Source organism: Streptomyces sp. NC-S4 (assembly GCF_054353315.1).
In genome coordinates, this window is the sequence record NZ_CM135937.1 from 5755015 (window position 1) to 5774993 (window position 19979).

Annotated in this window: 15 protein-coding genes; 12 read left to right on the top strand and 3 right to left on the bottom strand. The window is 74.0% G+C overall.

What is annotated here, in order from left to right:
• Positions 1 to 187: 187 nt before the first annotated feature.
• Complete coding sequence (locus ACXNSR_RS26105) at positions 188 to 1945, bottom strand: glycoside hydrolase family 3 protein (protein ID WP_458637862.1); 1758 nt, start codon at positions 1943 to 1945, stop codon at positions 188 to 190.
• A gap of 141 nt (positions 1946 to 2086) precedes the next feature.
• Here ACXNSR_RS26105 and ACXNSR_RS26110 point away from each other — a divergent pair, with 141 nt between their 5' ends.
• The gene (locus ACXNSR_RS26110) at positions 2087 to 2728 is read left to right on the top strand and encodes a TetR/AcrR family transcriptional regulator (RefSeq protein WP_458637863.1); all 642 of its coding nucleotides are present in this window, start codon (positions 2087 to 2089) and stop codon (positions 2726 to 2728) included.
• Between the two features lie 161 nt (positions 2729 to 2889).
• Here ACXNSR_RS26110 and ACXNSR_RS26115 read toward each other — a convergent pair whose 3' ends face one another.
• Positions 2890 to 3459, bottom strand: coding sequence for a hypothetical protein (locus ACXNSR_RS26115; protein ID WP_458637864.1), 570 nt, complete (start codon positions 3457 to 3459; stop codon positions 2890 to 2892).
• Positions 3460 to 3513: 54 nt separating this feature from the next.
• On the opposite strand from ACXNSR_RS26115, the gene ACXNSR_RS26120 reads away from it, so the two are divergent.
• The 7 genes from ACXNSR_RS26120 to ACXNSR_RS26150 all read left to right on the top strand — a co-directional run bounded on the left by ACXNSR_RS26120 (position 3514) and on the right by ACXNSR_RS26150 (position 14247).
• Positions 3514 to 4908 (top strand): glycosyltransferase family 39 protein, encoded by a 1395-nt coding sequence (locus ACXNSR_RS26120; protein ID WP_458637865.1) that lies wholly within the window; start codon positions 3514 to 3516, stop codon positions 4906 to 4908.
• 71 nt (positions 4909 to 4979) lie between these two features.
• Entirely contained in the window at positions 4980 to 5879 is a 900-nt protein-coding gene (locus tag ACXNSR_RS26125) for a sulfurtransferase (RefSeq protein ID WP_458637866.1), read from the top strand.
• Between the two features lie 86 nt (positions 5880 to 5965).
• Positions 5966 to 6733 carry a DUF4097 family beta strand repeat-containing protein gene (locus tag ACXNSR_RS26130; protein ID WP_458637867.1) on the top strand — a complete coding sequence of 256 codons (768 nt, stop codon included), beginning with the start codon at positions 5966 to 5968 and terminating at the stop codon, positions 6731 to 6733.
• Between the two features lie 150 nt (positions 6734 to 6883).
• Positions 6884 to 7645, top strand: coding sequence for an SMODS-associated NUDIX domain-containing protein (locus tag ACXNSR_RS26135; protein WP_458637868.1), 762 nt, complete (start codon positions 6884 to 6886; stop codon positions 7643 to 7645).
• A 13-nt stretch (positions 7646 to 7658) separates the two neighbouring features.
• Positions 7659 to 11189: a hypothetical protein gene (locus ACXNSR_RS26140; protein WP_458637869.1), complete on the top strand. Its 3531-nt coding sequence runs from the start codon at positions 7659 to 7661 to the stop codon at positions 11187 to 11189.
• A 96-nt stretch (positions 11190 to 11285) separates the two neighbouring features.
• Positions 11286 to 13691: an endopeptidase La gene (gene lon, locus ACXNSR_RS26145; RefSeq protein ID WP_458637870.1), complete on the top strand. Its 2406-nt coding sequence runs from the start codon at positions 11286 to 11288 to the stop codon at positions 13689 to 13691.
• A gap of 115 nt (positions 13692 to 13806) precedes the next feature.
• Positions 13807 to 14247 (top strand): MarR family winged helix-turn-helix transcriptional regulator, encoded by a 441-nt coding sequence (locus ACXNSR_RS26150; RefSeq protein WP_033218751.1) that lies wholly within the window; start codon positions 13807 to 13809, stop codon positions 14245 to 14247.
• A gap of 51 nt (positions 14248 to 14298) precedes the next feature.
• Here ACXNSR_RS26150 and ACXNSR_RS26155 read toward each other — a convergent pair whose 3' ends face one another.
• The gene (locus ACXNSR_RS26155) at positions 14299 to 15072 is read right to left on the bottom strand and encodes a protein phosphatase 2C domain-containing protein (protein WP_458637871.1); all 774 of its coding nucleotides are present in this window, start codon (positions 15070 to 15072) and stop codon (positions 14299 to 14301) included.
• Positions 15073 to 15469: 397 nt separating this feature from the next.
• Between ACXNSR_RS26155 and ACXNSR_RS26160 the strand changes: the two genes are divergently transcribed.
• The 4 genes from ACXNSR_RS26160 to ACXNSR_RS26175 are packed head-to-tail and all read left to right on the top strand — an operon-like array spanning position 15470 to position 19971.
• Complete coding sequence (locus ACXNSR_RS26160) at positions 15470 to 18490, top strand: sensor histidine kinase (protein WP_458637872.1); 3021 nt, start codon at positions 15470 to 15472, stop codon at positions 18488 to 18490.
• Positions 18487 to 18972, top strand: a complete 486-nt coding sequence (locus tag ACXNSR_RS26165) for a roadblock/LC7 domain-containing protein (RefSeq protein WP_458637873.1) — start codon at positions 18487 to 18489, stop codon at positions 18970 to 18972. The genes ACXNSR_RS26160 and ACXNSR_RS26165 overlap by 4 nt, the downstream gene beginning before the upstream one ends.
• A complete protein-coding gene (locus ACXNSR_RS26170; protein WP_458637874.1) occupies positions 18969 to 19358 on the top strand; it encodes a DUF742 domain-containing protein in 390 nt (129 codons plus the stop codon). The genes ACXNSR_RS26165 and ACXNSR_RS26170 overlap by 4 nt, the downstream gene beginning before the upstream one ends.
• Positions 19339 to 19971: a GTP-binding protein gene (locus ACXNSR_RS26175; RefSeq protein ID WP_458637875.1), complete on the top strand. Its 633-nt coding sequence runs from the start codon at positions 19339 to 19341 to the stop codon at positions 19969 to 19971. The genes ACXNSR_RS26170 and ACXNSR_RS26175 overlap by 20 nt, the downstream gene beginning before the upstream one ends.
• Positions 19972 to 19979: the final 8 nt, after the last annotated feature.

Genomic DNA, 19979 nt, shown 5'->3' on the forward strand with positions numbered 1-19979 from the left:
GTTCGGACATGGCATATGTACTGGACCACGGTAAGCGGAATATGTGATACCGGGTGCCGGTCCCCCCATGGGACCGGCACCCGGCGGGCGAGACCGGTCAGGTGCCTCGCCGTTCCTGCCCTCCGCGGGGTGCCCGGGAGGGCGCCCGGAGGGTGCACGGGGGGTGTTGCGGAGGTGCCCGGGACCGTCAGAGGTCCAGCCCGTGGCCGTGCGGGAAGACGGGGTCGAGCGTGTCGTTCGGCACATCGGGACGGGAGGTCTCGACGGCCTTCATCGAGCGCGGGAGCTCGAAGGGGAGGCGGCCCTCGGGCCGGGCGCGGCCGAAGGCCACGTCCAGCAGGGCGGCGTCGCAGGCCCCGTAGTCGGCGATCAGGGCCGCCGCGCGCTCGGCGATCTCCGGGATGACGGCGGCCCGCTCCAGGTTGATGCAGACCAGGGTCGGGACCCGGTCCAGGAGGGCCAGGATCCGAGCCAGTTCGGGCTCGGGGAAGGCCAGCGAACCCGAGTGGAAGTAGGACTCGAAGATGTTCTCCCGCGGCTCGTACGGGGTCCGCAGCCGCAGCACCGCGAGATCCGCGTCGGCCGGGTCGTCGACGACCTCGCCGTACGCGGCGGCCACGGCCGCGTCCACGTTCCGCACGTACAGCTTCGGCCCCGTGGCGAGCGGGAGCAGGCCGTCCGGGTTGGTCAGGACCGTGAGGGAGCGGCGCTGGGCCGCGGCCCCCAGGGCCGTGAAGTCGGACCGGCCGACGATCTCGGCCGCCGCGTCCGGGTCCACGTACGGGTCCTCGAACAGGCCGAGCGTGAACTTCTCCCGCAGCAGGCGGCGTACCGAGTCGTCGATCCGGGACTCCGCTACGCGGCCCGAGCGGACCAGCTCCACGATCACTTCGGGGCACTGCTCGCCGCCGAACTGGTCGCAGCCGGCCTCCAGGCCGCGCGCCGCCCGCTCGGCCACGCCCAGGTGCTCCAGGCCCCAGGCGCGCGCCGGGTGCACCTGCCCGAAGACCGTCGCGTCGTTGAGCAGGCCCCAGTCGGTGCAGACGATGCCCTCGAAGCCGAGCTCCTCGCGGAGCAGGCCGGTGACCACGCCCCTGTTGAAGCCGAAGCCGACCTCCTCCCAGTCCGTGCCGACCGGCTGGCCGTAGTACGGCATCATCTGCGCGCACCCGGCGGCGATCGCCGCCCTGAACGGTTCCAGGTGGTGCTCGCGCATGCCGCCCGGGTAGACCTGCTCCTTGCCGTGCGCGAAGTGCGGGTCCTCGCCGTCCTTCTGCGGGCCGCCGCCGGGGAAGTGCTTGACCATCGCGGACACCGACCCGGGCCCGAGGGCCGGGCCCTGCAGGCCGAGTACGTAGGCGCGTACGAGCTCGGCGGTCAGCCGGGCGTCGGAGCCGAAGGTGCCGGACTGGCGGGCCCAGCGGGGCTCGCTGGCCAGGTCGATCTGCGGGTGCAGGGCGACGCGGAAGCCGACGGCGAGGTACTCGCGCCGGACGGTGTCGGCGAAGCGGTGGACGAGCTCGGGGTCGCCGATGGCGGCCAGGCCCAGGGCTTCCGGCCAGGCGGAGAAGGCGCCGGCGTCGAAGGACGCGCCGATGTTGTCGGTGAAGGCGTGGCGCGGGTCGGTGGAGAGGGTGACCGGGATGCCGAGGCGGGTGGCCGCGGCCATCTCCTGGACGGCGTTCTGCCACCGGGCCATCTCGCGGGGCCCGTGGGTGCCGAGCAGGTTGAAGTGGGTGAGGAAGCGGTCCTCGACCAGCTCGGGCGTGGTGAAGGGGAGCATCGAGCCGTCGGTCTCGGTGACCGGGGTGCCGTCCGCGTTCATCATCAGCATCGAGTGGAAGAGCTGGCCGGCCTTCTCCTCCAGGGTCATCCGGGAGAGCAGGTCCTCCACGCGGCGGCCCACGGGCAGTGCTGCGTCTTTGTAATCGGGCGTCGCGTTCATGGCGGGCTCCTGGAGCACGGGACCGGGCGGATCGGCACGGTCACGGTAGAGCTGAAAACCGAGTACCCACTAGGTTTCTCTGAGGTGAGCTGGGTCACACGCGCCGGACGGCCGGAAACAGCCGCGGCTTAGGGTGTCGGCATGGCACAGGACACGGGGCGGACGCAGCGCAGGGCCGCGAAGGGCGCGGCCCGGGGGACCTACGCGGTGGGCGACGCCCGGCGGCAGAAGATCCTCGACACCGCCGTCGAACACTTCGCGCAGTGGGGCTTCAACGCCTCCTCACTGGCCCGCATCGCCGCCGACTGCGGGATCACCCAGGGCGGACTGCTGCACCACTTCCGCGGCAAGGAGGACCTGCTGCTCTCGGTCCTCGACCGGAGCGAGCGGCACGACGTGGAGCGCCTGTTCGGCGAACCCGCGGGGTCGGTCGCCGCCCACTTCGCCACCCTCGTGGAGCTCGCCGCCGACAACGAACGGCGGCCCGGCATCGTCCGGATGTTCAACACCCTCGTCGGCGAGTCCGGCAACCCGGACCACCCGGCACACGCGTACTTCACCCAGCGCTACGCCCGGGTGCTCGGCCACACCGTCGAACTGCTGGAGGCGGGCGCCGCACGGGGCGAACTGCGCCCGGACACCGACTGCGAGGCCGCCGGCCGGGAGATCCTCGCCGTCATGGACGGCCTGCAGATCCAGTGGGTACTGGCGCCCACGAGCGTGGACATGCCGGCCCGGCTGCGCGCGTTCCTGGACCGGCTGCTGCGGGACATCTCCGCCTAGGCCGTCTCTTTCGGATCGTGCCGGGCCCGCGACGCCCGGCACCGCACCCGGCCGCGTTGTCGGGGCGCCCGAGTACGTCCAGTACGCGGTACGCACCTCCGCCTTGCCGGCCACGGCACCGGACGCCGCGGGCTCGGCCGACAAGATCCGAAAGAGACGACCTAGCCGCCCGTGAACGGGGGCAGCGCTTCCAGCACCTGCGTCAGGGCCTTCGGGAGGGACTCCTGGTCGCCGGCCACCTCGTGGCCGTCGTGCACGAAGGCGTAGAAGTACCCGTCGTAGACCGTGGGGCCGCCGGTGGCGATCCGGGGCAGGTGGGCGAAGTCGGCCTCCCGGAGAGCGGTGCGCAGCCGGTCGAGCTCCGCCCCGGACAGCTTGCCGGTGCCCGTCGGCTTCGCCTCGGCGTCCAGCCGGACGAAGGAGCCGTCGCCCTTGACGAGGAGGGTGTGGGTCCGCCCGGCGAAACCGCCGCTACGGGTGACCCGGACCAGGGTCTCGCCCGGTGCGGGGACCCGGCCTGCCGTGGGGCTCGCGGTCGGGGCGGCCGTCGCGCCCGTGCTCGGGGCGGTGGTCGCGCCCGTGCTCGTGCTCGGGTCCGCCGAGGCGCTCGTACCGGGCTCCGTGGAGGGCTTCGGGGCCGCGTCGTCGCCGCCCCCGGGACCCGAGGGCCCGCAGCCCGCCAGGACCACCGCGCTCAGCACCGCCACCGCGGCCGCTCGTAACGTGCGCACACCCACCTCCGCCGGGACTCGTGCCCAACCCCGAGTATGGAGTCCGCACACCCGTTGCGACACCCGTCCCGACCGCACGCGGAGGCCGACATCAGCCGGATCGCCCCATGGCGCCTGCTCCCGCCGCTGCTGGCCGTGCTCCTCGGCCTGTGGGGCCTGGAGCGGGGCGGCAGCATGTGGCGCGACGAGTCCGTCACCTGGCAGGTGGCCCACAGGCCGCTCGGCGGGATCGTGGAGCTGCTGGGCCGGGTCGACGCCGTCCACGGCCTGCACTACGTGCTCCTGCACGGGGTGTTCCGAGTGTGGGAGGGCGGCCTGTGGGCGCTGCGGCTGCACTCCGTCGCCGCCACCGCCCTCGCGGCCGCCGGCGTGGCCGCCGTCGCCCACCGGCTCGCGGGGGAGCGGGCCGCTCTGCTCGCCGGCTGCGTGTACGCCGTACTGCCCCCCGTGCAGATGTACGCCCAGGAGGGGCGCTCGTACGCCCTGGTCGCGGCCGCCGTGGTGTGGGCGACGTACCTGATGCTGCGCGAGCGGTGGCCGGCCTACACGGTGGTGCTGCTGATCGGCTGCTGGCTGCACGAGTTCGCCGCGCTCGCCCTGCTCGCCCACGCCTTCACCGCGTGGCGCTCGCACGGCTGGCGCCGGAGCGCCGCCGTCCTGCTGGTCCTGCTGCTGCCGCTGGCCGTGGTCAGTGCCCGGCAGGCCGAGCAGCAGCTCGGCTGGCTCGGGCGGCCGAGCTGGCAGGACTGGGCGGCGTACGCGGTGGTGGCCGCCGCGGCCCTGCTGCTCGCGCGGGGCGCGCCGCCCGACCTCGTACGGGTGGCGCTCCCGCTCGTCCTGCTGCCGCCCGGCGTGCTGATGGTGATCTCGCTGTTCAACCCCTGGTACGTCGACCGGTACGTGATCTACGCGCTGGCCGGACTCGCCCTGCTGGCGGGGGTCCGGCTCGCGCGGGCCCGCGGGTGGTGGCCCTGGCTGCTGGCGGGCGCGCTCCTGGTGCCGTTCGGCATCTGGTCGGTGTGGCTGCGTACGCCAGAGAGCCGCAAGGACGACGTGCTCGCGGTGGCCGCGGCGGTCCGGGAACGGGCCCGGCCGGGGGACGCGGTGCTGTTCACGCCCTCGCGCAGGCGCGAGTGGCTGCTGTCCTCGCCCGAGCTCTACGGTCAGCTGCGCGACGTGGCCCTGGACCGCACCCCGGCGGCCTCGCACAGCCTGCAGGGCACCGAGCTGCCCCCGGACCGGATCCGGGCGGCGCTGCTGTCCTCGCCCCGGGTGATCGTGCTGCTGGACCCGGCCGGCCAGCCGCTGGACCCCTACCCGCGGGAGGCGGTCAAGCGGGAGGAGCTGGCCGCCCGCTTCGACCTGTGCTCGATGACCGGGGTGCGCGGCGCCCGGGTGGCGGTCTACGCCCGGCCGGGCGGCTGCGGTCCGGGCGACCTCCCGAAGTAGCGGCCCGGCCTCCGTCCGGGCGGCCGCGTTGGAGGATGGGGCGACCCGTGTCCCACAGCCGGAGGTTCCGCATGACCACACCCCACCACGCCCCGTCCGCGACGCGGCCCGGCCCCCTGCCGGGCCCCCTTCCCGGACCGCTCGTCGGGGTCGACTGGCTCGCCGACCGGCTCGGCGCGCCCGGCCTGGTCCTCTTCGACGCCTCCGTCGGCGCCCACCGCGCCGCCGGCCACCGGATCCCGGGCGCCCGCCCCTTCGACCTCGACGGCCCGCTGTCCGACCACTGCGCGCCCGCCCCGCACACCATGCCCGGGGCCCCGGAGTTCACCGAGGCGATGCGCGACCTCGGCGTCGAGGACACGGACACCGTCGTCGTCTACGACGGTGCCGGGGTCTACTCCAGCGCCCGCGCCTGGTGGATGCTGCGCGCCATGGGCTTCGACCGGGCCGCCGTACTCGACGGGGGACTGCCCGCCTGGACCGCCGCCGGCCTGCCGGTCTCCGCCACCGGCCCGGTGTACGACGGCCCGCGCGGCTCCTTCACCGCACGGCCCCGGGCCGGGCTGCTGGTCGACGCCGCCACCGTCGCGCGGGCCCTGGCCGACCCGGCCGCGGCCGTCCTCGACGCCCGCACCCGGGAACGCTTCGCCGGCACCGCCCCAGAACCCCGCCCGGGCCTGCGCGGCGGCCACATGCCCGGCGCGGTCAACCTGCCGTTCGCCGAACTCCAGGACCCGGGCGGTCTGATGCGGCCGGCCGGGGAACTGCGCGCGGCCTTCCGGGCACTGACGGGGGATCGGGAACGGCTCTACCTCAGCTGCGGCTCCGGGGTGACCGCCTGCGTACTCGCCCTCGGCGCCGACCTCGCCGGATACGAGGAGATCGCGGTGTACGACGGCTCCTGGAGCGAGTGGGGCCTGCCGGGCGGTCCCGGAGAGTCCGCGCAGTACCCCGTGACCACCGGCCCGTAGCGGACGGCGGGCGGGGGTTAGCCCCACCCGGGGTCCGGGTACGAGCCCCATCGGCCCGGGGCACGCTCCCGCACCAGAATCGGGCCATGACCTCTCACCCCGCCTCCGCCCGCACGGCCCGCGCCGCGATCGCCGCCCTCGGCGCCGGCCTCCTCCTGGCCGGCTGCTCCTTCCGGGTCGGCGCCTTCGCGGACGACGCCCACAAAACGGCGGCCGCCGACGCCACGGTCACCGAGGCGGTCGGCGCGGTGAAGGTGACGGGGGCCAGGTCCGGCTCGATCGCCGTCACCCCCGGGACCGGCCCCGGAGTCACGGTCCACCGCACCGTCCACTACCGCGGCGACACCGTCCCGGCGACCGGCCAGAAGGTCACCGCAGGCGTACTGACCTTCAGCGACAACTGCTCCGGGAACTGCTACATCGACTACCGGCTGGAGGTGCCGGCCGCTGCCACGGTCGAGCTGGAGAGCTCCAGCGGCGCCATCACGGTGACGGGGGTGGCCGGGGCCGAGGTGAAGGCCGACTCCGGGACGGTCAGGGCCGACCGGATCGGCGGCCCGCTGAAGGTCCGCACCTCCTCGGGCGAGATCACCGCCACCGGCCTGTCCGGCCCGAGCGCCGAGATCCGCTCGTCCTCGGGCAACGCCCGGCTGGACTTCGCGAAGGCCCCGTCATCGGTGCTCGCCGGGACCAGCTCGGGCGACGTCACCCTGAAGATCCCGCAGGCCCCGTACCGCATCGAGGTCTCCACCGACTCCGGCGACCGCGACGTCACCCTCCCCGACGACGCCTCCGCGCCCTCCCGCGTCTCGGTGGCGACCACTTCGGGCGACATCCGCATCTCCGCGCCCTGACCGTCCGGGCGTTCCGGCATCACTCGAACGGGCTAAGGACCGGCCGTTCCGCTGCTCAGGGAGAAGGCCGGGCCATAGCCTCTCGGACCACGGAGAGCACCCGCCGCGGGGACGGCGAAGGGTGGCTTCGCTCGTGTTCCGGGGGGTTCGATGATCGAGAAAATCGTGGTCGGTGCTGCCGTGGCACTGCTCGGCTGGACGGCCCGCACGCTGGTGCAGAACCGGCGTCATCTGTCCCTGCTGCGCCTGCTGCTCACGCCCCGCCGCCGCATCCGCGTCTCGGTGGCCGTCCTCTTGTGCGTGCAGGACGAGGACCACCACGTCCTCTTCGGTTCCCCCACCCGGCCGGGATCGTTCGGACCGCCCGGCGGAGTCGTGAAGTACCACGCGTCGGAGCGCGGCGGCGTCAAGAAGCTGCGGTTCGAGCCGGAACCCCGCACGAACGCCGTGATGCAGCACGACCTGCGGGGCTTCCTCCCGGCCGTCATGGTGCCGGGCCTCGCCCGGTGGCTGCAGCGCGGCACCGGCCGGGAGCCCTCGACGGACTGCCTGCGCCGCGAGCTCGCGGAGGAACTCGGCGAGGTCGGCCGCCCCGACCTGACACACCTGTCGCAGGCGGTGGGCTTCTGCCTGGTCCGCAAGGTGATCGACGGACCGTGGAAGGTGCCGGGCGAGCAGTACCGGCAGATCCGGTTCCTCGAGGTGTACGACCTCCTGCGCGACCGGCCCGAGGCCGAGGAACTGCGCACCGCCCTGCTCGCCTCGTCCCGGGACCCGGGCGACTCCCAGGTGATCGGCGCGACCCGGCAGGAGATCCTGCGGGGCCGGTCCGGACCCCACCAGATCCTGCCCCAGTCCGCCTTCCTCATCGGCGACCGACGCGTGCGCGAGGACATCCAGCCCGTGCGCTGAGAGGCGATACCAGGTGAACGACCCCTTGGCCCTGCTGCACGCCGAAGCCGCGGCCCTCAACATCGACCTCACCCCGGACCTGCTCGGCCGGGTCATGGCCTGCTTCGGCGAAGGCGTCTTCGCGAAACTGCTGGACCCGAACGCCGGCGCCACGGTCCTCGAAGGGGTCTGGAGGGCGACCTACAACAAGCTCGACTTCGAGAACGCCGTCATCGTCTGCCTCGCCCTGCGCCGGGTGATGGCACTCGGACCCTCCCGGCTCCGGCCGCATCTTGGCGACCTCCGGTGGCGGGCGACCTGGTGCCACGTCCACCTGTACCTGGCGGGCTCCCTGTACCAGCGGTCCAAGGAACTGATGGGCACGGGCTCCGGCGACGCGGTCCGCCCGATGCTCACCGAGGCACTGCGCTGCTGGGACACGGTCGAACCGAACGACGTCCACCTCGCCAAGGGGGATCCGGGCCGGATCTGGCGCGGCATGCGCGGCGTCACCCGCCTCGTCCTCGCCCGCCAGGACGCTTCCCCGCTCGACCTGCTGCACGGCGCGCGGACCGACCTGCGCCTCGCCGAGCAACGCGGCGACACCACGGCCGAGCACTTCGCCTTCCACCTGGAGGTCCTCTACCGACTGGCCCAGGACCCGGCGGAACTCCCCACCCTGTGGATCGAGGCCGACGGGCTCGTCACCCGGGCCGGACCCCACGTCGCCGGTTCCTTCACCTGGCTGTGCGCGCTCGGCGAACTGCACCTGCGCAAGGCCCAGTCGGTGGTGAGCGCCGAGGACGAGCCACTGTTCGAAGGCCCCGCCCCGGCGACACCCGACGACGAGCCGGGAGCCCCGGACGTATCCGACGAGGAAACGGCCGCCGACCGCCGCACGGCCACGCTGGCGGCCTACGAGGAAGCGCTGCGGAACTTCCAGGAGGCACAGGACCGGGCCACCGGCCAGGAACACGCCTTCCGGCTCGTCATGCTGCGCCACAACCACGGTGTCGCCCGGGCGGGCATCGCACGAACCCTCCAGGCGCTCAGACGCGTCGACGAGGCCCGGCCGCACTACGTCACCGCGATCGAGGACATGCGCTGGAGTGCCTCCCACACCACACCGGTCCAGGGCTCCGCGTTCCCCTCGGCGCTGATCGACTACGCCCTCTACCTGTACCGCGCCAAGGACTTCGCGGCGGCGCTGGCACTCGTCCAGGAAGCCCGCCTGCTCTGCGCGGCCAGCCCGGGCCTGCTCGTCGAGTCCAGGGAACGGTTCACCGCCGAGCTGTGGCGCGCCACCGAACTCCGGTCCCTGTGGCCGGAGACGGAGACACCGTCCGAGGAACCGGCGGACCCCGGCACCGGATCCGGCCCCGATCCGGTGGAGGTACGGACCCGGCTCGACGCGCTCCTGGCCGCCGGTCCGGTCGACCTGCTGTCGGCCGTGCCCCTCGTCCAGGCCGCCGGGCTGCTCATCGCCCAGGCGGACACGGCCGACCTCGCGCGCGTGCGCACCGCACTGACGACCCTGCACGCGCTGCGGGACACGGCCCCGGCCGGGAACCGTTCCTGGCTGTCCGCCCGGATGGGGACGTTGTACGGCCGGCTGGACCGGCTGGGGCGGACCCCGGACGGCGCGGCCGCCGGGGACACCGGACCGGCCCCGTTCGGCAACCCGGTCGCACAGGCCTACGCCTGCTTCGGCGACGCCGTCCGCGAGACGGCCGTCCGCCGTCGGCACGTCGAGTTCGGTCTCGGCCGGGCCGCGTTGCACCACGCCAAGGCCCTTCTCGCGGAGACGGGCGATTCCGAGGCCGCCGTCATGCTGCTGCACGAGGCGCGGGAAGTCCTGCTGGCGTGCATCGAGGAACCGGCCGCGGCTGACGACGAACCCCTCACGGCGGCCGCCCCCGTGGAGCAGCCGCTCGTCCGCGAGCGCGTGACCAGCTACCTCGGCGAGACCTGCCTGCGCCTGCACACGCTGACCCAGGACGCGGACCGCCTCCAGGAGGCGGTGCACTGGTTCGAGCAGACCATCGCGGCCGGCGACGCGGCCGGCAACGTCCAGGGCATGCTGGGCGACGCCTACCTCCGCCTGGCGCGCGCCGGAAGCACCCATGACCTGCGCACCGCCCTGGCGCACAAGGCACGGGCTCGCGAGGCGGGGGACCGCTCCCGTGAGAACCTCAGCGTGTCGGCCGCCGGCCACCAGCGGCTGTGGCGGTCGACCCGGGAGCCGCAGGAGTTCGTGACGGCGGTCGATCTGGCGCTGCAGGCCTTCGGGCTGGACCCGGACTGGCCGTGGCCCCTGCTGCAGCTCGCGGCCATGGCCGGCGCGTCGTCCACCGTGACAGCGCCGGCGCCGCAGCCGGAGCAGCCGCCGCAGCCGACGCAGCCGACGCAGCCGGAGCAGCCGGAGACCGGCGGGTCCGGGCCCGGGGACGCCGAGACGGATCGGCTCCGGGCCGCCGTGTGGGCCGGCGACCAGGAGCTGTTCTACGCCCGGGCGGCGCGGACGGCCGTGCACTCGCAGGCCTTTCGCCGGGCGGTGCTCGGCGGGCGCTCGGAGACCTTCGTCCTCGACGACCCGCACCGGCTCCTGTCCACCACCCTGGTGCTGAAGCCGACCTACCTCGCCGAAGCGGAGGCCGAACAGGCCCACCTCGGCTCCCTGGGGAAGTACCTGCGCGACACCGCCGCCCCCCGCTGGATGCGGCTGCCGGAGGTACTCGCCCTGGTGGACCTGCCGCCCGACTTCGCCAACAACCGCGAACTGCCCCCGGACACCGCCCTCGCCTCCCGCCGCGCCGTGGGCCGCAGCCTGGCCGGCGTCATCGCCGACGCGTACGAAGGCCGGGGACGGTCACCGCGCGAGCCGGTGGCCAACGCCCTGCGGTATCTGGCCCGTATCCACGCGTGGTCGAGCACGATCGCGGCTCCGGACGGCCCCGGGGGCGCGGCCCGCGCGCAGGCCGCCGCGGCGGCCGTACTGGAGAAGCGGGCCACGAAACTCGCCCTCCCCGACACCCGCGGACTGGTGGAACGCTGGGAGGCCGCCGTCCGGTGGCCCCTGGCGTCGGTACCCGGCCGGGACGCGCACGCGGAGAACTGGCTGATCACCGACGCCCGTGACGTGGTGGCCCTCGACCTGGAACCGCACGGGTGCTTCCCGCTGCTCTACGAGGTGGTGCAACTGATCGAGGACCACGCGGCACTGAGCCTGAAGGAGAGCGGCTGGCCGGAGCGGGAGGCCCTGTGCCGGGTGTATCTGGACGAGCTCATGGCCCTGGGGCACCCGGACACCGTGGCAGCCTCCGACGTACTCCCGGCCTATCAGGCGTTCGCACTGGTCAGAGCGGTCTTCCTGGTGGAGCACCTGACGGTCGGCCGATCCGGCTCCGCCCCGACGCAACGCGCCCCCGAATCGACCGGCTCCCGCCGCTGGGCCGGCCGCCGCCTCGGCCACGCCCACGCACTCGTGGAGCACTGCGCCGCCACCATCACCGACCCCCGGCTCCGGGACACGGCGCTCCACCTGGAGGCCCTGCTGCCCCGATGACCGGCGTTCGCCCCGGGCGAACGGGGCCCCGGGAACATCGGGAGGCGCACATGCATTGAGTCGGCAGAGCTCAACTTCACTGCCGGAGGGAAGATCATGGCTTCGACGTCCGTCACACTCACCCTGCCCGTGCTGCCGCTCGACGACGAGGTCGTGCTGCCCGGAATGGTCGTACCGCTGGACCTGTCCGACGCCGAGGTACGCGCCGCCGTGGAGGCGGCCCAGGCCGCCGCCGGGAAGAGCGGCAGCGGCAAACCCCGGGTCCTGCTCGTGCCGCGCATCGACGGGACGTACGCCGGGACCGGTGTGCTCGGCACCGTCGAACAGGTCGGCCGGCTCTCCGGCGGGGACCCCGGGGCGCTCATCCGCGGCCTCGGCCGGGTCCGCATCGGGGCCGGCACCACCGGCCCCGGGGCCGCGCTATGGGTCGAGGGCGAGACCGTGGACGAGACGGTGCCCGATCCGCTGCCCGGAGCGGTCACCGAGCTCGTCAAGGAGTACAAGGCACTCGCCACCAGCTGGCTCAAGAAGCGCGGCGCCTGGCAGGTCGTGGACCGGGTCCAGCAGATCGAGGGCGTCTCCGCGCTCGCGGACAACTCGGGGTACTCGCCCTTCCTGACGGTCGAGCAGAAGGTCGAACTGCTGGAGACCGCCGACCCGGTCGCCCGCCTCAGGCTCGCCGTCAAGGCACTCAGCGACCACCTCGCCGAGCAGGACGTGGCCGAGTCCATCGCCAAGGACGTCCAGGACGGCGTCGACAAGCAGCAGCGCGAGTTCCTGCTGCGCCGGCAGCTGGAAGCCGTACGCAAGGAACTGCGCGAGCTGAACGGCGAGAAGGACGGCGAGGAGTCCGACGACTACCGCGCCCGCGTCGAGGCCGCCGACCTCCCCGAGAAGGTCCGGGAGGCCGCCCTCAAGGAGGTCGAGAAGCTGGAGCGGTCCAGCGACCAGAGCCCGGAGGGATCCTGGATCCGCACCTGGCTGGACACCGTGCTGGAACTGCCCTGGAACGAGCGCACCGAGGACGAGTACGACATCCGGGGGGCCAGGGCCGTGCTCGACGCCGAGCACGCGGGCCTCGGCGACGTGAAGGACCGCATCACCGAGTACCTCGCCGTCCGCAAGCGGCGCGGCGAGCGCGGCATGGGCGTCATCGGCGGCCGGCGCGGCGGCGCCGTGCTGGCCCTCGTAGGCCCTCCCGGCGTCGGAAAGACCTCGCTCGGCGAAAGCGTGGCCCACGCCATGGGCCGCAAGTTCGTCCGCGTCGCCCTCGGCGGCGTCCGCGACGAGGCCGAGATCCGCGGCCACCGCCGGACCTACGTCGGCGCCCTGCCCGGCCGCATCGTCCGGGCGATCAAGGAAGCCGGGTCGATGAACCCGGTGGTCCTCCTCGACGAGATCGACAAGGTGGGCTCCGACTTCCGCGGCGACCCGGCGGCCGCCCTGCTGGAAGTCCTGGACCCGGCGCAGAACCACACCTTCCGCGACCACTACCTGGAGGTGGAACTGGACCTCAGCGACGTCGTCTTCCTGGCCACCGCCAACGTCCTGGAGGCCATCCCCGAGGCCCTGGCCGACCGGATGGAGCTCGTCCGGCTCGACGGGTACACCGAGGACGAGAAGGTCGTCATCGCCCGCGACCACCTGCTCCCGCGCCAGCTGGAGCGCGCCGGGCTCGGCCCCGACGAGGTGGTCCTCGCGGAGGACGCCCTGCGCAAGCTGGCCGGGGAGTACACCCGCGAGGCGGGCGTACGCACCCTGGAGCGGTCCCTCGCCCGCCTGCTGCGCAAGGTCGCCTCGCAGCACGAACTGGGGGAGCGCGAGCTGCCCCTGAGCATCGGCGCCGACGACCTGCGGGCCCTGATCGGGCGCCCGCACCACGTACCGGAGTCCGCCCAGGACCCGGCCGAACGGCGCACCGCCGTCCCCGGCGTGGCCACCGGCCTCGCGGTGACCGGCGCGGGCGGCGACGTGCTGTTCGTGGAGGCCTCGCTGGCCGACCCCGAGACGGGCGCGGCCGGCCTGACCCTCACCGGCCAGCTCGGCGACGTCATGAAGGAATCGGCGCAGATCGCCCTCAGCTTCCTGCGCTCCCACGGCGCGGAACTGGAGCTCCCGGTCGCCGACCTGAAGGACCGGGGCGTGCACATCCACTTCCCGGCGGGCGCCGTGCCCAAGGACGGTCCGAGCGCGGGCATCACCATGACCACCGCGCTCGCCTCGCTGCTCTCCGGGCGGCAGGTGCGCACGGACGTGGCCATGACCGGTGAGGTCTCGCTGACCGGGCGCGTCCTGCCCATCGGCGGGGTGAAGCAGAAGCTGCTCGCCGCGCACCGGGCCGGACTGACCACCGTGATCATCCCCAAGCGCAACGAGGCCGACCTGGACGACGTCCCGGCCGAGGTGCTGGAGAAGCTGGAGGTGCACCCGGTGACGGACGTGCGCCAGGTCCTGGAGCTCGCCCTGGCCCGGGCGGAGGCCGCGGTCGTCGCGGCGGCCTGACCCTGCACACGGCCCGGTGTCCCGCTCCGGCGGGGTACCGGGCCGTCGCCACGCCCGCTGCGAAATACTGGCCCCGCATCCACGTGGGTGCCACACATCATCGAAGGAGCGGGACGTGCACGGGAGCGAAGACCAGGAGTTCCTTGCCCTGGAGCGGGAGCTGTCCGTCTTCCTCCGGCGGGCCCGCGCCTCCTCGGGCGAGATGGCCCGCGAGCTCCACCCCGAGCTGGAGCCGGCCGCGTACGGGCTCCTCGTACGCCTGGAAGCGGCCGGCCGCCAGCGGGCCACCGAGCTCGCCGCCTACTTCGGGGTCGGCAAGGCCACCATGAGCCGGCAGCTGCGGGCCCTGGAGGTGCTCGGCCTGGTGGCCCGCGAGCCGGACCCCGCCGACGGCCGGGCCTCCCTGGTCGGCCTCACGGAGGAGGGCCGGGAGCGGTTCCTGCGGGTCCGCGGAGCGCGCCGCGAGCAGTACATGCGCAAGCTCGCCGACTGGGACCGCGGCGAAGTGGCGGAACTGGCCCGGCTGCTGAACCAGTTGAACGCGGGCGGGGAGTAGGGCGCCCGCCGGGGCCACCCGGGAGCCCCGGCCGTCCGGAGGCGGGGCCGCTCAGAGTTCCGCGTAGACCGCCGACGCGTCGTCGTGCCGCTTGTACCGGGCCGACGGGCGGGCCGGGTCGGACTCGATGGCACGCACCCGGCCGATCAGGCCCTGCGCACCCTCCTTCCGCAGCACCGCAAGGCAGTCGGCCCAGTCGCCCTGCCCGAAGGTGTCGGTCCACCGGCTCGCCCCGTCCGTGAGCGCGGCCACCGCGCGCACCCGCCCGCGGGGGTTACGCCCCGTCACCGCCCGGGCCGCCACCGCCGGGTCCGCGGCCGCCGTGAAGAAGCCGCCCTCCGCGTTGCGCAGGGCGTCCGTCGCGGCCACCGAGCGCAGCACCTCCGGCGGGATCCGGTCCAGCCGGTCGTCGAGCACGGCGGTCACCTCGCCGCCGGGTGCCTCGAGGAGCAGTACGGAGTCCGAGAGGACGAGGTGTTCCACGTACTCCGCGTCCCAGCGGACCACGACCACCGTCGCCTGCGGGGTGCGCACGTGAGAAAGGTCACAGGTGTCCCGGTGGGCTTCGGCCGTGGCGCGGACGGACTCGGCCAGAACCTGATCGAGCGGCATGTCCCGCCGCGATCCGGACAGTTCGGTCAATCGGCCGCCGAGGCGGGCGGCGAACCAGGGCACCCCGTGCACGCATCCGTCGTCGCCGCGCGGCGGCGTGACCCCGTCCAGAACCACCAGGACGCCACCGCCCGAGGAAGGGATCGCGGCCGACACCCAGTCCTCATTGGGGTGTTCCTGGTGGCCGGGGGCCGAGGCGAGGTCGATGCGCATACCCGCATTCTGCCGCGCGGGGGGCGCTGGGCGGGGGAAGGTCCGTACCAAATCGGGTGCGCGCGGGCGGCCCCGCACGCCCGCCGCCGAGGGCGGGTCGCGAGGGCCGGGGCGCCGGAGCGGTCTTGTGGGCGGGCATCCTGCCAAAGCCCGTATCGATCTTTCAACCACCTGTCCACCGGGGCGCTCCGGCACGGGGTGCCCGAGTTGGTCGGCAACTCATCCTTGATGTTCACTCGTTCGGGTGGCCGGTTGGGTGATGTGCGGCTCTCTCCCCAGCACGCTGCAAAGGTCTGAGGCGGTACGAGGGGGCAGGGGGCGTTTACTTGTTGACCGGCCGTTACCTCGGCCACACGAGTAGACGAGCAAGAGCACACGTACAGGATTGCGAGCACCGGTGCAGAAGAAGCGGTCTCGGAAGAACGGCACCGCCGCCGACGGCCCGGCCCCCGCAGGACGCCGCGTCCGCGTGCGCCGCAGGCTGGTCATCGGCGTGGCCGTCGCCGGCCTCACCGTCCTCGCGGCAGGCGCGCCCGCCGTCGTCTCCGCGTCGAGGGAACTGAACGACTCCCAGCACCTGGTCACCCTCGCGGACCGGACCCGGCAGACCCTCACCCTCACGCACCTCCTCGGTGACGAGCGTGACGCGGTCGTCGAGTACGCCGCCAAGGGCCGGCCCGGCACGGCCAAGGGTCCCGTCCAGGAACGCATCGCCGGGACCGACCGGCAGCTCGCCGAGGTCCAGGCCGAGGCCGACGAGGCGACCGCCCAGGCCCTCGCCCGCGTACGGACCGTCCGCGCCGAGGCCGTCGACGGCAAGGGCAGCGCCCTCGCCGTCCACCAGGCCTACGGCGGGGTCATCGCCGAACTCCTCGCCCCGAACGACCGGCTCGCCGAGCTGACCCCGCCGCGCGCCGAGGCGGCCCTCACCACCACCCGCCCGCTGGCCCCGCTGGGCCAGGCCGTGGAACAGGCCTCGGCCACCCGCGGACTGCTGCTCGCCGCGCTGGCCGTCCCCCGCGGCGAGCAGCCCCCGAACTCGGCCGTGGTCGACGAACTCACCACCGCCGCCCAGCGGGCGCGCGTACGGGAACAGGCCGCCCTCGACGACTTCGCGCGGGCCGCGCGGCCCGACGTGCGCCAGACCCTGGCCGCCACCGTCACCGGACCCGAGGTCAAGGCGGCCGACGACTTCCTCAAGCGGCTCACCGACCGGCCCACCCTGACGCCCGCCGACCGCAAGACCGACGGCGCCACCGTCGGCACCGCGCTGACCGCCCGCATCGACCGCATGCGCACGGTGGAGGCCACCCTCGCGAGCGAACGGGCCACCGCCCTGGCCACGCTGCGCGACGACGACGTGACCCGGCTCGAACTCGTGATCGCGTTCATGGGCGTGCTGTTCCTGCTCGTCGTCGGCGTCTCGACCGCCGTGGCGCGGTCGCTGACCCGGCCGCTGTCGGTCCTGCGCCGCGGCGCGGAGCGGCTGGCCACGCCGGAGGGCTCGGTGGAACCGGTGCGGTTCACGGGCCGCAACGACGAGTTCGCCGAGGTCGTGCGCCACCTGAACGCGGTGCGCGACCAGACCGTCTCCCTGCACACCCGGATCGCCGGGCTCGACGCCGACCGGCGCCGGATCATCGGCCGCAGCGAGGCGCTGGCCGCCGGCCGGGACGTGCTGGAGGAGGAACTGACGAACCTGCGGGCGGGGCTGGAGGAGCACCGGCGCGTCATGTCGACGACCTCCGTGTCGCTGTCGCTGCGGACCCTGGGCCTGGTGGAGCGCCAGCTCGCGGTCATCGAGGAGCTGGAGTCCAAGGAACAGGACCCCGACCGCCTGGCGACCCTCTTCAAGCTGGACCACCTGGCGACCGTGATGCGCCGCCACAACGAGAACCTGCTGGTCCTCGCCGGACAGGAACACGGACACGGGCAGGGCCTGCCGGTGCCGCTGGTCGACGTGATGCGGGCCGCCGTCAGCGAGATCGAGCGCTACGAGCGCGTCGACCTCGCCGCGCTGCCCTCCTACACCCAGATCGCGGGACACGCCGCCGACGACATCTCGCACGTACTGGCCGAGCTGCTGGAGAACGCGACCACGTTCTCCCCGCCGGACGTCAAGGTGAAGGTGTCCGGCTGGCTGCAGGGCGCCGGCGACGTGGTGCTGTCCGTCGTGGACGAGGGCATCGGCGTCACCGAGGACCGCCTGGAAGCACTGAACGCCCGGCTGTCCACCCCCGATGCCTACGACGAGGAACCCGAGGCGGAACACGGCCTCGGCCTGGGCCTGTACGTGGCCGGACGGCTCGCGGCCCGCCACGGGGTCACCGCCGAGCTGCGCACCCCCAAGCACGGCGGGACCGAGGCCCTGGTGGTCATCCCGGTGGCGCTGCTGCCCACCACCCCGGCGGTCTCCCCGGTGCACACCCTGGCCATGCCGGGCGCGCCCGCGCTGCGCCTGCCGGGAGTGGTGGCGGAGGCGAACGAGAACACACTGCCGAAGCGGCCGCGCGGGGTGCATGCCGCTCCGGACGCGGACGCGGACATCGCCGCGGATGCGGATGCGGATGCGGTCACGGAAGCGGCTGCTGAAGCCGAGGTCGAGGCCGAAACCGAGGCCGTGGCCGCTGCCGAGCCCGTCGCCGAGGAGCCGGTCGCCCCGGTCGCCCCGGTCGCCGTCGAGCCGGAGCCGGCCCCCGAGCCCGCCGTCGCGGCGGTTCCGATCACCCTGGCCGAGGCGCTCGCCGGCCCCGCCGCCGTCGCCGAGACCCCGGCGCGGCCGGAGCCGGTCCCCGCCGACCAGGTGTTCGTGGCCGAGGCACCGGCAGGGGACGAGACCCGGGCAGGGGACGGGCCCGCCCCCGAGGAACAGCTGCTCGCGCGGGTCGTCCCCGACGCCGAGCCGGCCGCCTCCGGCGCGGCGGACCCCGCCGAGGAGATCCCGGCCGCGGCGCACACCGCCGCGCCCGTGGCCGACGTACCGGGAACCGAACCGCAGCCGGAGACGGAGCCGCAGCCGGAGCCCGAGCCGCACACCCACGCCCCGGCCGAGGGCAACTGGCTCCCCCGCCAGGGCAGCCACCCGGCCGACCGGGCCGAAGGCGAAGCCGCCGTCACCGACAAGGGCCTGCCCAAGCGGACCCCGCGTACCGTCCCCGCCAAGCGCACGGCCCGGCCCGACGGACCGGCCGAGCCGCCACGCCGCGTCGACGCCGAGGAGTTGCGGCGCCGGCTCGGAGGCTTCTACCAGGGAGCCCAGGACGGACGGCGCGTCGTCGCCGCCGAACTGGCCCAGGACCAGGGGCCCGACCACGCCCCCGACCAGACGCTCGACCAGCCCCTCGACCAGGGACCGGCGCAGCGCCAGGGCCAGAGCAAGACCGACCGGGGGGACACCGCACAGGAGGCACGCACATGACCGCGCCCAGTACGTACGGACTGAGCACCCAGGCCCGCAACCTGCAGTGGCTGCTGACCGACCTGGTCGAGGAGGTGCCCGGCGTCAACTCCGTCGCCGTCGTCTCCTCGGACGGGCTGCTGCTCCTGTCCTCCGACCCGGGAGCGGGCGCGGCCGAAGCGGCCGATCTGCCCAGGCCCAAGGGCCCGCGCGGTGCGTCCGCCGACCTCGCCACCATCGTCTCCGGCCTCGGCAGCCTCACCACCGGCGCCGCGGCCCTCATGGAGACCGGCTCGGTCAAGCAGACCATGGTGGCGATGGAGCACGGCTCCGTCTTCGTCATGGCCATCAGCGACGGCTCACTGCTGGGCGTGCACGCCACCCCGGACTGCGACATGAGCGTCGTCGCCTACCACATGGCCCTGTTCGTCGGCCGTGCCGGCCACGTCCTGACCCCCGAAGTCCGCAGTGAGCTGCGCCAGTCGATGGAGAACACCCCGTGAGGAGTACGGCCTCCGACCGGCTGCCGATACGCGGCGCCGACCGCCGCCCCGCCCGCGTCCGCCCGTACTCCCTCACGGGCGGCCGCACCCGCTTCACGCAGGTCCTGCACGTCGAGACGTTCGTCGCCACCCTCGACACCAAGGTCTCAGATCCGCAGAAGCCCGACCGCATGCCCGAGATGCCCGCCATCGTCGAGGTCTGCCGCCGCATGCGGACGATCGCCGAGATAGCCGCGCTGCTCAAGCTCCCGCTCGGCGTGGTCCGGGTCCTCGTCAGCGACCTCGCCGACCAGGGACGGATCCGCGTCTACGGAACGGGCCACGGCAGCGGCCGTCCCGACCGCGCGCTGCTGGAAAGGGTGCTCAGTGGTCTTCGCCGTCTCTGACGATCCGGTGTCCCTGCCGCAGTCGGACGACGAGCCGGCCCAGCCCTGGCAGTACGACCGCTCCCGCGCGCCCGTCGCCGTCAAGGTGCTGGTCGCGGGCGGTTTCGGCGTCGGCAAGACCACCTTCGTCTCCTCCGTCTCCGAGATCACCCCGCTGCGTACCGAGGCGGTGATGACCCAGGCGAGCGCCCCGACCGACGACCTGTCCGGCACTCCCGACAAGAACACCACCACAGTCGCCATGGACTTCGGCCGCGTCACGCTCGACGACGACCTCGTCCTCTACGTGTACGGGACCCCCGGACAGGAGCGGTTCTGGTTCATGTGGGACGACCTGGTGCGCGGCGCCATCGGCGGTCTCGTCCTCGCCGACACCCGCCGGCTGCGCGACTGCTTCCCGGCCCTCGACTACTTCGAGACCTGCGGCCTCCCGTACGCCGTCGCCGTCAACCACTTCGACGGCTCGCAGTCGTACGAGCCCGACGACGTGCGCGAGGCGCTCAGCGTCCCGCCCCACGTACCCGTCGTGATCATGGACGCGCGGCGCCGCGACACCGTGGTCGAATCACTGCTCGCCCTGGTGGGCCACGCCCTCGACACCACCCCCGAATAGAGCACCCC